Here is a 12,888-nt window from a genome sequence, read left to right as displayed (position 1 = left end):
CGATTTGCGCCCTGAGGGAAGCATTCTGCTATCAGGCATAAAAAAACCCCGGCAAGCCGGGGTTCTTCTTGTGCTGAAAACTGTGTCGCGTGTGGCTTAGCCAGCAACTGCGATACGTTTCATGTCGGTCATGTAGCCACGCAGCTTACGGCCAACCGCTTCGATTGGGTGCTGACGAACGGCTTCGTTAACATCACGCAGCTGCGCGTTATCAACCTGAGTGCCTTCAATCGCTTTGCCCAAATCGCCCGGCTGCAGAGTGGTCATGAACTCTTTCAGCAGTGGAACTGCCGCGAAGGAGAACAGGTAGTTACCGTATTCTGCGGTATCAGAGATAACCACGTTCATTTCATACAGACGCTTACGTGCGATGGTGTTCGCGATCAGCGGCAGCTCGTGCAGTGATTCGTAGTAAGCAGACTCTTCAATGATGCCTGCATCGATCATGGTTTCGAAGGCCAGCTCAACGCCCGCTTTCACCATGGCAACCATCACAACGCCTTTGTCGTAGTACTCTTGCTCGTCGATTTTACCTTCGAACTGTGGTGCGTTCTCGAATGCAGTTGCACCGGTCTCTTCACGCCAGGTCAGCAGGTTTTTGTCGTCGTTCGCCCAGTCAGCCATCATACCGGAAGAGAATTCACCAGAGATGATGTCATCCATGTGCTTCTGGAACAGCGGAGCCATGATGGTTTTCAGCTGCTCAGACAGTGCGTAAGCACGGATTTTTGCCGGGTTAGACAGGCGATCCATCATCAGGGTGATACCACCGAATTTCAGTGATTCGGTGATGGTTTCCCAGCCGAACTGAATCAGTTTTTCGGTGTAAGCCGCGTCGTGGCCTTCGGCTACCAGCTTGTCGAAGCACAGCAGAGAACCGGCCTGCAGCATACCGCACAGGATAGTCTGCTCGCCCATCAGGTCAGATTTCACTTCTGCAACGAAGGAAGATTCCAGTACGCCAGCACGGTCGCCGCCGGTTGCAGCAGCCCAGGCTTTAGCAATCGACAGGCCTTCGCCTTTTGGATCGTTTTCTGGGTGAACCGCGATCAGGGTTGGAACACCGAAACCACGCTTGTACTCTTCACGCACTTCGGTACCTGGGCACTTCGGTGCTACCATCACAACAGTGATGTCTTTACGGATGGTTTCACCAGACTCAACGATGTTGAAACCGTGTGAGTAGCCCAGCGCTGCGCCATCTTTCATCAGAGGCTGAACCGCCTGAACCACCGCTGAGTGCTGTTTGTCTGGAGTCAGGTTAACGACCAGATCCGCCTGTGGGATCAGCTCTTCGTAGGTACCTACTTTGAAGCCGTTATCGGTCGCTTTGCGGTAAGAAGCACGCTTTTCAGCGATCGCTTCAGCACGCAGTGCATAAGCGATGTCCAGACCGGAGTCACGCATGTTCAGGCCCTGGTTCAGACCCTGAGCGCCACAGCCAACGATAACGACTTTTTTGCCTTTCAGGAAGCTTGCGCCGTCTGCGAACTCATCGCGAGACATGAAACGACATTTACCCAACTGCGCTAACTGGTTGCGCAGATTCAGAGTGTTGAAATAGTTAGCCATGAGAACTCCGGTTCGCTGTGGTTCGGTTTCGCTACTGCTTATGCCGTAACGTAATGACCTTATCATATGACAGGAAATCCGTTGCTTAAATTGATATATTAACAACGTCACGTTGCAGGTTTTGCAACACCATTTTGAGGCTGGTAATACATGGATTTACGGGATCTGAAGCTGTTTCTTCATCTGGCGGAAAGCTGCCACTTTGGCCGTACCGCGCGTGCTATGCATGTCAGCCCTTCGACCCTCTCGCGCCAGATTCAGCGGCTGGAAGAAGATGTGGGTCATGCGCTGTTCCTGCGTGATAACCGCACCGTAACCCTGACCGAAGCAGGCGAACGGCTGCGCCAGTTTGCTCAACATACGTTGCTACAGTACCAACAGCTGCGCCATGTGATGGACCTTAACGGGCCTTCGCTCAGCGGTGAGTTACGTATTTTCTGTTCGGTTACCGCAGCCTATAGCCATCTTCCCCCGATTCTGGACCGCTTCCGCGCGGAGCATCCGCAGGTGGAAATTAAGCTGACAACCGGTGACGCCGCCGATGCGGTAGAGAAAGTGCAGTCGGGCGAGGCTGATTTATCCATTGCCGGACGGCCCGAAACACTGCCCGCCAGTATCGACTTTACCCCGCTGGGGTTGATCCCGCTGATCATGATTGCGCCAGCCTTGCCATGCCCGGTGCGTGCGCTCGCCACGGACGATCAACCCGACTGGGGACAGATCCCGTTTATCCTGCCGGATCAGGGGCCGGTGCGCCGTCGTGCCGATATCTGGTTCCGCCGTCAGCGCATTGCTAATCCGCAAATTTACGCGACCGTTTCCGGCCATGAAGCGATGGTTTCGATGGTAGCGCTGGGCTGTGGTGTCGCATTGATGCCGGAAGTGGTGCTGGAAAACAGCCCGGAACCGGTGCGCAATCGCGTGCTAATTCTGGAGGATGTGGAGACGCTGGCACCGTTTGAACTGGGCGTTTGCGTACAAAAAAAGCGGCTCGGAGAGCCGCTGATTCATGCGTTCTGGAACCTGCTGTAATTACTGCCCGGCGAGGAAGAAGCGAAACGCCGGGTTGCTCGCTTCATCGTGCCATTCGTAGCCCAATGCCGTGAGATGCGTTTCGAAGTTTGGCTCTTTGTCGTTGGCTTCAAAAGCCGCCAATACGCGACCAAAATCCGTGCCGTGGCTGCGATAGTGGAATAACGAGATATTCCAGTGCGCGCCCAGCGTCTGCAAGAACTTCAGTAACGCACCCGGCGCTTCCGGGAACTCGAAGCTAAACAGACGTTCGCGCAGGGGTTTTGACGGACGTCCGCCCACCATGTAGCGCACGTGCAGCTTCGCCATCTCGTCATCCGACAGATCCACCACCTTGTAACCATTCTCATTGAGCTGGCTGATGATCTCACTGCGCTCTTCCACGCCGCGAGTTAAACGCACGCCGACAAAGATGCAGGCATCATCGGCATCCGCATAGCGGTAGTTAAACTCGGTAATGGAACGGCCACCCAGCGTCTGGCAGAACTTGAGGAAACTCCCCTGCTGCTCAGGAATGGTCACCGCCAGCAGCGCTTCACGCTGCTCGCCCAGCTCACAACGCTCTGAGACATAGCGTAAGCCATGGAAGTTAACGTTCGCGCCCGACAGCACATGCGCCAGTCGCTCGCCTTTGATGTCGTGCTGCTGAATGTATTTCTTCATGCCTGCCAGCGCCAGCGCGCCCGAAGGTTCCGCTACTGCACGCACATCTTCAAACAGATCCTTCATCGCTGCGCAAATCGCATCGCTGTCTACGGTGATGATGTCGTCGAGATACTCTTTGCACAGGCGGAACGTTTCGCTACCGATGCGCTTCACCGCAACACCTTCAGCAAACAGACCGACACGCGCCAGATCCACCGGCTCACCCGCATCCAGCGCCGCTTTCAGGCAGGCTGAATCTTCTGACTCAACGGCAATCACTTTGATTTGCGGCATCAGTTGCTTGATCAGCACCGCCACACCGGCCGCCAGGCCGCCACCGCCAACCGGCACGAAGACACGATCGAGATGCGCATCTTGTTGCAGCAGCTCCATCGCTAACGTGCCCTGACCGGCGATCACCGCCGGATGGTCGAACGGGTGGACAAAGGTGTAACCCTGTTGCTCAGCCAGTTCAATCGCTTTGGCTTTCGCTTCATCGAAGTTGGCACCGAACAGATAAGCCTCACCGCCAAATGCGCGCACTGCATCAACCTTGATGTCTGCCGTGGACACCGGCATCACAATCAGTGACTTGATGCCAAGCGTGCTGGCCGAGAGCGCCACGCCCTGCGCGTGGTTACCGGCCGAAGCCGTAATCACGCCGCGCGCTTTTTGCTCTTCGGTCAGCCCGGCAATCATCGCGTATGCGCCACGCAGCTTGAAGCTGTGCACCGGCTGACGATCTTCACGCTTCACCAGAATGGTGTTGCCAAGACGCGATGAAATTTTTTCCATTTTTTGCAGCGGCGTGACCTGCGCAATTTCGTACACAGGCGCACGCAGCACCGCGCGCAAATACTCCGCGCCGTTAGGCGACGCAGAAAGCGGTTGAGACTCAGCCATCAGTTGTTAGCCTCCCAGCTTAGACTTATCGCGCACCGCGCCTTTATCGGCACTGGTCGCGAGTGATGCATAAGCACGCAGAGCGAATGAGACAGCACGTTCACGGTTATGTGGCGTGTACGCTGCATCTCCGCGCGCCAGCTCTTTTTCACGACGGGCATGGATTTCGTTGTCTGGCAGATCCAGGTGAATACGACGGTTCGGGATATCCAGCTCGATCATATCGCCATCCTGAATCAGCGCGATGGTGCCACCGCTCGCCGCTTCTGGAGAGATGTGACCCACTGAAAGACCCGAAGAACCACCAGAGAAACGGCCATCGGTGATCAGCGCACAGGCTTTGCCCAGACCCATGGATTTCAGATAGGTGGTCGGATAGAGCATTTCCTGCATGCCCGGACCGCCTTTTGGCCCTTCGTAACGGATGACAACGCAATCGCCAGCCACCACTTTTCCACCGAGGATCGCTTCTACCGCATCATCCTGGCTTTCGTAGACTTTTGCCGGGCCTTTGAAGGTCAGCAACTCAGCATCAACGCTGGCGGTCTTAACGATACAACCATCTTCAGAGATGTTGCCGTAAAGAACGGCTAAACCACCATCCTGTGAGAAGGCGTGTTCGCGGGTACGGATACAGCCATTTTCACGGTCATCATCCAGCGTGTCCCAACGACAATCCTGTGAGAAGGCCTGCGTGGTACGGATACCGGCTGGGCCCGCGCGGAACATTTTCTTCACCGCTTCGTCTTCGGTCAGCATGATGTCGTACTGATCCAGAGTTTCACGCATGCTCTGCTGCAACACGTTGCGCGCAGTGGTGTCGATCAGCCCGGCACGATCCAGCTCGCCCAGAATAGCGACAACGCCACCGGCACGGTGCACATCTTCCATGTGATATTTCGGCGTACTTGGTGCCACTTTGCACAGGTGAGGCACTTTACGTGACAGGCGATCGATATCCGACATGTTGAATTCGATTTCGCCTTCCTGCGCCGCTGCCAGCAGGTGCAGAACGGTGTTGGTGGAACCACCCATGGCGATATCCAGCGTCATGGCGTTCTCAAACGCGGCTTTGGTAGCGATGTTGCGTGGCAATACACGCTCATCATCCTGCTCGTAATACTTTTTGGTCAGGCTAACAATGCGCTTACCGGCGTTGAGGAACAGCTCTTTACGGTCGGCGTGAGTCGCCAACAGTGAACCGTTGCCCGGCTGTGCCAGACCCAGCGCTTCGGCCAGACAGTTCATGGAGTTCGCGGTGAACATCCCTGAGCAAGAACCACAGGTTGGACACGCTGAACGTTCAATTTTATCGCTGTCTTCATCGCTGACGTTCGGGTTAGCGCCCTGAATCATGGCATCAACCAGATCCAGCTTGATGATTTTATCGGACAGCTTGGTTTTACCGGCTTCCATTGGGCCGCCGGACACAAAGATCACCGGGATATTGAGGCGCAGTGACGCCATCAGCATGCCTGGGGTGATTTTGTCGCAGTTGGAGATACACACCATGGCATCGGCGCAGTGCGCGTTCACCATGTACTCCACGGAATCGGCGATCAGCTCGCGCGAAGGCAGTGAATACAGCATGCCGCCATGACCCATGGCGATACCGTCATCCACGGCGATGGTGTTGAACTCTTTAGCAACTCCACCGGCAGCTTCGATTTGCTCAGCCACCAGCTTGCCCATGTCGCGCAGGTGCACGTGGCCCGGCACGAACTGGGTGAATGAGTTAACTACGGCGATAATCGGCTTACCGAAATCGGCGTCTGTCATCCCTGTGGCGCGCCACAAGGCGCGGGCACCCGCCATATTACGGCCATGGGTGGTGGTGGCGGAACGGTACTTAGGCATGCTCTATTTACTCCAGTCTGAAAAATGACGCGGGTACATGGGCACCCGCGTTACTGTCTTGTTATGGATTAACCTGATCCAACCAGCCATACTTGTCTTCAGTTTCACCTGTGAACAGGCCGAAGAATGCGCTCTGAATTTTAGTGGTTACTGGACCACGTTTACCTGCACCGACCTGAATACCATCAACGCTACGCACTGGGGTGATTTCTGCCGCAGTACCTGACATGAACACTTCGTCAGCCAGGTAGAGAGATTCGCGTGACAGCGTCTGCTCGCGAACTTCAATACCCAGATCTTTTGCCAGCTTGATGATGGCGTCACGGGTGATGCCCGGCAGTGCTGAAGAGGTGAATGGCGGGGTAAACAGGATGCCATCTTTCACTTCAAACAGGTTTTCGCCCGCACCTTCAGAGATATAGCCGCTGGTATCCAGAGCAATACCTTCCTGATAGCCCGCACGACGCGCTTCGCTACCCACTAACAGTGAAGAAAGGTAGTTACCACCCGCTTTTGCCGCGGTTGGCAGGGTGTTTGGTGCAACACGGTTCCATGAAGAAACCATCGCATCGATACCATTTTCCAGTGCTTCAGCACCCAGGTAAGCACCCCATGGGAAAGCAGCGATGATCACGTCGGTGGTGTAGCCGTCTGGTGGGTTAACACCCAGACCTACGTCGCCAACAAACGCCAGTGGGCGGATGTAAGCGCTTTTCAGATTGTTATCACGCAGCACTTTGCGGGTCGCTTCCATCAGCTCATCTACGCTGTAGGACAGTGGGAAGCGATAGATTTTGGCTGAGTCATGCAGGCGCTGCATGTGCTCGCGGTGGCGGAAGACAACAGGGCCTTTGTGTGAATCGTAGCAACGTACGCCTTCGAACACAGAAGTACCGTAGTGCAGCGCATGTGACATGACGCTAACCTTGGCTTCTTCCCACTTAACCATCTCCCCGTTGAACCAAATAAACTCAGCTTTCTTGGTGCTCATTGTCTCTTTCCTTATGCGACTAAGCGCGGATTTGTTGTGTTGTCTGTTGCTGGATCTGGACGCAGGCAACATCCATTAATTTGCTTAACTGTGAAGACAGTAAATCGACTGAACGCTGGCTAGCAACGGTCATTTCGATATTAATATTCTCCGCGTTAGCAGCAGATGCCATATTCATGGTGCAGACCTGAAAACCACGGTGACGAACCACACGCAGGATGCGCTCCAGGATCTCTGGGCGGAAACGTGCTTCGATAGACAATTGATGCTGGATCATGCTGTTTTCTCCATCATATTTGCATTGCTGGCACCCGGCGGTACCAGTGGCCAGACGTTTTCATGCTCATCAATCGCAACATGGAGGAAGTACGGACCTTCACTGTTCAGCAGAGCATCAATTGCGGCGTCGACCTGATCTTTACGAGTGATGCGTTGGCCAGGGATATCAAAAGCGCTGGCCAGCGTCAGAAAATCGGGGTTATCAGTCAAAGTGGTTTCGCTGTAACGCCCATCAAAAAACAGTTCCTGCCACTGACGAACCATGCCAAGGCGCTGGTTATCCAACAGCAGAATTTTTACCGGAAGCTGCTTACGTTTAATCGTACCCAGCTCCTGGATATTCATCATGATTGAGCCATCCCCAGAGACACAAATCACGGTGTCATTAGGGCGTGCAACCTGGGCACCTACCGCAGCAGGTAAACCAAAGCCCATCGTGCCAAGGCCGCTTGAAGTAATAAAATTCTCCGGCGCGGTGAAGGAGAGGTGCTGCGCTGCCCACATCTGATGCTGGCCGACATCCGTTGTCACAACGGCACTGTCAGGCTTGCGATCAGAGAGTTGCTTCAGCAACAGCGGCGCATAAATTGCTTCGCCTGGGTGATCGTAACGCCAGCTGTATTCCGCTTTCAGCGCCTGCACTTCAGTACGCCATGCGTCAATCTGCAACGGCTGGCTCAACGCAGGCAGGATCTCATTGAGATCGCCCTGCAAAGCGACATTTGCACGGCGCAGTTTATGCAGCTCAGCCGGGTCGATATCGATATGAATGACGCTGGCATCTGGAGCGAAGGTATCAAGTTTGCCAGTAACGCGGTCATCGAAACGTGCGCCAACCGCGATCAACAGATCACACTGGTGTACCGCAAGGTTGGCAGCTTTGGTGCCATGCATCCCCAACATTCCCAGGTAAACCGGGCTTTCTGGATCCGCTGCCCCTAACGCTTTGAGGGTTGCCACGCAAGGCATGCCTGTTTCTGCTGCCAGTGCACGCAGCGCGGGAACGGCCTGGGCGATTCCGACACCACCCCCGACATACAGCATCGGCTTCTTCGCTTTAGCCATCATGGCGCGGGCCTCAGCGATATGCTGTTCAGAATGGCTGACCACCTCTTCAACCGGCAGAAGGTGTGGTGCTGGTTCGCCTTTAGCAACCTGAATGTCTTTCGGGATATCAACCAGAACTGGGCCAGGGCGACCAGAGCGTGCGATGGCAAAAGCCTCCGCTAACACTGCTGGCAGCTCCTCCAGTGATTCCACCAGGAAGCTGTGTTTGGTACACGCCAGTGACAAACCGAGTACGTCGATTTCCTGGAAGGCGTCGGTACCTATGAAATGTGAGGCGACCTGGCCGGTAATCGCAACCACCGGAACAGAATCCATCATCGCGTCCGCCAAACCCGTGATCAGGTTGGTGGCACCAGGACCAGAAGTGGCAATACAAACCCCGGTTTTGCCCGTTGAACGCGCATAACCGATTGCCGCCATGACAGCACCTTGCTCATGCCGACACAGTAGGTGTTCGACGCCGCCGTCATACAGCGCATCGTACACTGGCATTATCGCGCCTCCTGGGTAACCAAATACGGTATCAACCCCCTGCGCGCGTATTGCCTGAACTACCCACTGTGCACCTGTCATGGTTATTCTCCTTTATCCTGACGGGAACAACAGAATTTTATGCTACTGTTCATTGTTTGCTCCACGATGATTAACTGTTTTTTCGCCTGGTCGAAAAAAAACCCCCGGACCTTTCGGTGCGGGGGTTTCTTGAGTTTGAGGCTTGATTTTTAAGCCTTTCTTTCTCCAAGCGATGCCCCGCACGATGGGATAATAATCACCACCACGCTAATCACGACTAGGCTAATCACTTGTAGAAGGGCTTTCATGTTCGATTCGTTTTTTCGTTGATTCGAAGTAATACCTACAGAGTTATCACAGACGAGGGCATCTTGACAATAATTTCCATACGGTTTTTTTATGGCAGATGCGGCATTTGTGATTTATCGCGTTGTAAGTGAAGGATAAATTTTAACTTGATAAATATTCATTACGCACGCCAGGTAACAATATTACGATCGCGCACTAAAAATCGTTGAAAATTCAGCAACAGGCGACTATTTATCAGAAAGCAGCGCGCAATATCGACGAAAACCACTGGTTTCAGCGATGTTGACCGACGACGATAGGGGCATAAGGAGACTTTATGTCACTCTCATGTGTTTTAACCCGTGCTGTGCTCGGTATTGAAGCTCCACTGGTCACGATTGAAGTTCATATCAGTAACGGCCTCCCTGCACTCACGCTGGTGGGTCTGCCCGAAACAACGGTAAAAGAGGCGCGTGAGCGAGTACGCAGCGCGATCATCAACAGTGGATTCAACTTCCCGGCCAAGCGTATCACCATCAATCTTGCTCCTGCCGATCTCCCCAAAGAGGGGGGACGCTACGACCTGCCTATTGCGATCGCACTGCTGGCAGCCTCTGAGCAGCTTCCTGAGACGAAACTCGCACAATATGAATTCCTGGGTGAACTGGCACTGAACGGCGCACTCTGTGGCGTACAGGGCGCTATTCCCGCCGCGATGGCTGCCTCATCGGCAGGCAGACAGTTGATTTTGTCCCATCATAATCAACAAGATGTTGGTTTGATTCAGGACAGTGAAAGTTTGGTTGCCGGTCATCTGCTTGAAGTGTGCAATTTTTTACGTAATCAATCCTCACTTCCTCGGGCACAAGCAACCACTGCGGATTTGACGGGTGCGCCACCAGACCTGAGCGATGTTATCGGCCAGGAGCAGGGAAAACGCGCACTGGAGATCACCGCCGCTGGCGGACACAATTTGCTACTCATCGGCCCACCGGGCACCGGTAAAACCATGCTCGCTAGCCGGTTACCTGGATTAATGCCCCCATTGACCGACCAGGAAGCGCTGGAGTGCGCTGCAATCAATAGCCTGGTGCATAGCGGGCAATCTCATCAGCAATGGCGACAGCGGCCTTTCCGCGCGCCTCATCACAGTGCTTCATTACCTGCGCTGGCCGGGGGTGGTTCGATGCCTCAGCCTGGTGAGATTTCACTGGCCCACAATGGGGTATTGTTTCTTGATGAACTCCCGGAATTTCAACGTCGGGTACTGGATGCACTGCGTGAGCCGCTGGAGTCGGGTGAGATAGCCATTTCCCGTGCCAGAGCCAAAGTGAGCTTTCCTGCTCGCTTTCAACTGGTTGCAGCCATGAACCCTAGCCCAACGGGCCACTACCAGGGGACACATAACCGCTGTTCGCCACAGCAAGTTCTTCGCTATCTCAGTCGGCTTTCCGGCCCCTTCCTCGATCGCTTCGATATCTCTCTGGAGATCCCCCTGCTGCCTGCGGGTATGTTGAGTAAAAATCAGCAGAGCAGTGAAAGCTCAGCCCAGGTTGCACAGCGTGTCATGCAGGCAAGAGCATGTCAGTTGGCACGAGCAGGAAAGGTGAATGCGCATCTCACACCAGGAGAGATGAAAAAGAGCTGTGAAATTAGCAGTGCAGACGCCATATGGCTGGAGGAAGTGCTAACGGCCTTAGGGCTTTCAGTACGCGCATGGCAGCGTATTATTCGCGTTGCAAGAACGATTGCAGATCTGGAGCAGGAATCATCGATTGGACGTCATCATTTACAGGAAGCCGTTAGCTATCGATCCATTGACCGACTCATGGCATGGCTGCATAAAAATCTGACATAAAAAAAGGGCCTTAGGCCCTTTTTCCATTAATCATCACTGTCGGTATAGTCTTCCACTGAATCTGCCTGTGGCTTACCACCAGACAGCGTGTGGAAACGCTTAGGGCGTTTAACCCGAGCAGTATACTTACTCCAGACACGTTCAGCTTCCGTCTGTGGCTCACGAACGCCACGGCAGACATCAAGGAACTGACGCTCTTCATCCGTTACTGGCTCACGCTTTGCCAGATCCAGCTCATTAAATGCAAACCCGTGACGCTCCAGAAGCTGGGCTTCTTTAATGGTGAAATCACCATGACGAGAAAACCCACGCGGGTAATGTTTGTTATCAAAGAAACGACTTGTTGTTGCGAAGCTATCCGCCATTCGACACGCTCCTGATTCTGATATGGCCGCGCTATTTATGGCGCGGAGTATTAGATAGGCTTGACAGAGTGTAAAACAAAAGATTTAAATCTTTACGACAAACATTTTTGGGAGAATGCTGTGGATACGGAATTACTGAAAACTTTTCTTGAGGTGAGCCGAACTCGTCATTTCGGGCGTGCCGCTGAGGCTCTGTATCTCACGCAGTCTGCCGTTAGTTTTCGCATTCGTCAGTTAGAAAACCAACTGGGTGTAAATCTCTTCACTCGACATCGTAATAATATTCGCCTGACATCCGCCGGTGAGCGATTATTGCCCTATGCTGAAAGCTTGATGAGCACCTGGCTGATGGCCAAAAAAGAGGTTTCACATACTCAGCAGCATCATGAATTATCGATCGGAGCCAGTGCCTCATTGTGGGAGGTTTATCTCACACCCTGGCTACAATCACTGTATGAAAATCGCGAAAGTTTGCATCTTGAAGCACGTATAGCCCAACGACATTTGCTGGTAAAACAGCTACATGAACGGCAACTTGACCTGCTGATCACAACAGAAGCGCCCAAGATGGACGAACTTACCAGTCAGCAGATTGGCCATATTTCACTGGCTTTATTCCGTGCGCGTAAGACAGAGAAAAAAGAAAAATATGATTATATCAAGCTGGAATGGGGGGCGGATTTCCATCAACATGCAAGCTATCTGGCCAGTGAAGATGTTCCCGTATTAGCAACGACTTCGGCTTTTTTAACCCGCGATATGCTGCTTACGACCGGAGCCTGTGCCTTCCTGCCTGATTTCTGGGATGGATTATACGATGATTTACTGGTGATCCCGGATACCCCTGTCGCTGTTCGCCCGCTGTATGCAGTATGGCTACAGAATAGCGATCAGCAGGCGCATATTCGTCAGCTACTCAAATACCCTATTTTACCGCGTACCAATTAACCTCAGCTCGACCAACGCCCCCTCTTCATACATATAAACCGGAAGTCGTTTTACCTCCGGTTTATTATTCATGTGCCGTTCTTTTGGTATGACGCAGTTTTTTGTCGTTTTAGGCGGCATTACGTATAAAAAATAGCCTTGATGCAGGAATGCAGGAATGCAGGAATGCAGGAATGCAGGAATGCAGGAATGCAGGAATGCAGGAATGCAGGAATGCAGGAATGCAGGAATGCAGGAATGCAGGAATGCAGGAATGCAGGAATGCAGGAATAATTTTACGGTGTTATGGGGAAAAAAGAGGGGAATTTCAGTGAATTTTAGGCAAAAAAAATCCTTTGCCGAAGCAAAGGATTGTTTTCTGGCAGGGGCGGAGGGACTCGAACCCCCAACACCCGGTTTTGGAGACCGGTGCTCTACCAATTGAACTACGCCCCTAAATAGGGTGGCGGAACGGACGGGGCTCGAACCCGCGACCCCCTGCGTGACAGGCAGGTATTCTAACCAACTGAACTACCGCTCCACCGATACTGTACCAAAATCAGAAAATCGTTCTGAACTTGGGTGTTTCG

General features: G+C 53.3%; 11 protein-coding genes and 2 tRNA genes. 3 read left to right on the top strand and 10 right to left on the bottom strand.

The genetic code is table 11. The features are described 5' to 3' along the window. Positions 1-96: 96 nt before the first annotated feature. Positions 97-1,572 (bottom strand): ketol-acid reductoisomerase, encoded by a 1,476-nt coding sequence (gene ilvC / locus F3J40_RS22285; RefSeq protein ID WP_167018155.1) that lies wholly within the window; start codon positions 1,570-1,572, stop codon positions 97-99. A 150-nt stretch (positions 1,573-1,722) separates the two neighbouring features. On the opposite strand from ilvC, the gene ilvY reads away from it, so the two are divergent. Beyond that, the gene (ilvY, locus tag F3J40_RS22280; RefSeq protein ID WP_017349914.1) at positions 1,723-2,604 is read left to right on the top strand and encodes an HTH-type transcriptional activator IlvY; all 882 of its coding nucleotides are present in this window, start codon (positions 1,723-1,725) and stop codon (positions 2,602-2,604) included. Here the strand turns inward: ilvY and ilvA are convergent, their stop codons facing one another. The 6 genes from ilvA to ilvL all read right to left on the bottom strand — a co-directional run bounded on the left by ilvA (position 2,605) and on the right by ilvL (position 9,168). Then, positions 2,605-4,152 (bottom strand): threonine ammonia-lyase, biosynthetic, encoded by a 1,548-nt coding sequence (gene ilvA, locus F3J40_RS22275; RefSeq protein ID WP_017349915.1) that lies wholly within the window; start codon positions 4,150-4,152, stop codon positions 2,605-2,607. It lies immediately after the preceding gene. Positions 4,153-4,158: 6 nt separating this feature from the next. Beyond that, a complete protein-coding gene (gene ilvD / locus F3J40_RS22270; RefSeq protein WP_017349916.1) occupies positions 4,159-6,009 on the bottom strand; it encodes a dihydroxy-acid dehydratase in 1,851 nt (616 codons plus the stop codon). A 61-nt stretch (positions 6,010-6,070) separates the two neighbouring features. Beyond that, entirely contained in the window at positions 6,071-7,000 is a 930-nt protein-coding gene (locus tag F3J40_RS22265; RefSeq protein WP_017349917.1) for a branched-chain amino acid transaminase, read from the bottom strand. A 19-nt stretch (positions 7,001-7,019) separates the two neighbouring features. After that, positions 7,020-7,277: an acetolactate synthase 2 small subunit gene (ilvM, locus tag F3J40_RS22260; protein ID WP_017349918.1), complete on the bottom strand. Its 258-nt coding sequence runs from the start codon at positions 7,275-7,277 to the stop codon at positions 7,020-7,022. Beyond that, entirely contained in the window at positions 7,274-8,920 is a 1,647-nt protein-coding gene (ilvG, locus tag F3J40_RS22255) for an acetolactate synthase 2 catalytic subunit (protein ID WP_167018153.1), read from the bottom strand. Before ilvG ends, ilvM begins: the two co-directional genes overlap by 4 nt. A gap of 149 nt (positions 8,921-9,069) precedes the next feature. After that, positions 9,070-9,168, bottom strand: coding sequence for an ilv operon leader peptide (gene ilvL / locus F3J40_RS22250; protein ID WP_071524434.1), 99 nt, complete (start codon positions 9,166-9,168; stop codon positions 9,070-9,072). A gap of 317 nt (positions 9,169-9,485) precedes the next feature. On the opposite strand from ilvL, the gene F3J40_RS22245 reads away from it, so the two are divergent. Further along, positions 9,486-11,006 carry a YifB family Mg chelatase-like AAA ATPase gene (locus F3J40_RS22245; RefSeq protein WP_167018151.1) on the top strand — a complete coding sequence of 507 codons (1,521 nt, stop codon included), beginning with the start codon at positions 9,486-9,488 and terminating at the stop codon, positions 11,004-11,006. Between the two features lie 26 nt (positions 11,007-11,032). Here the strand turns inward: F3J40_RS22245 and F3J40_RS22240 are convergent, their stop codons facing one another. Next, the gene (locus F3J40_RS22240; RefSeq protein ID WP_017349921.1) at positions 11,033-11,371 is read right to left on the bottom strand and encodes a MaoP family protein; all 339 of its coding nucleotides are present in this window, start codon (positions 11,369-11,371) and stop codon (positions 11,033-11,035) included. 120 nt (positions 11,372-11,491) lie between these two features. Between F3J40_RS22240 and hdfR the strand changes: the two genes are divergently transcribed. Next, complete coding sequence (gene hdfR / locus F3J40_RS22235) at positions 11,492-12,319, top strand: HTH-type transcriptional regulator HdfR (RefSeq protein ID WP_017349922.1); 828 nt, start codon at positions 11,492-11,494, stop codon at positions 12,317-12,319. A gap of 359 nt (positions 12,320-12,678) precedes the next feature. Here the strand turns inward: hdfR and F3J40_RS22230 are convergent. Together F3J40_RS22230 and F3J40_RS22225 are read right to left on the bottom strand one after the other, a co-directional pair. Next, positions 12,679-12,754 (bottom strand) — tRNA-Trp (locus F3J40_RS22230). Between the two features lie 8 nt (positions 12,755-12,762). Further along, positions 12,763-12,839: transfer RNA gene (locus tag F3J40_RS22225), tRNA-Asp, on the bottom strand. Positions 12,840-12,888 lie beyond the last annotated feature (49 nt).

Origin of the sequence: Candidatus Pantoea multigeneris (assembly GCF_011752615.1) — a bacterium.
Lineage (GTDB): Bacteria > Pseudomonadota > Gammaproteobacteria > Enterobacterales > Enterobacteriaceae > Pantoea > Pantoea multigeneris.
This window is presented reverse-complemented; position numbering and strand designations above follow the sequence as displayed.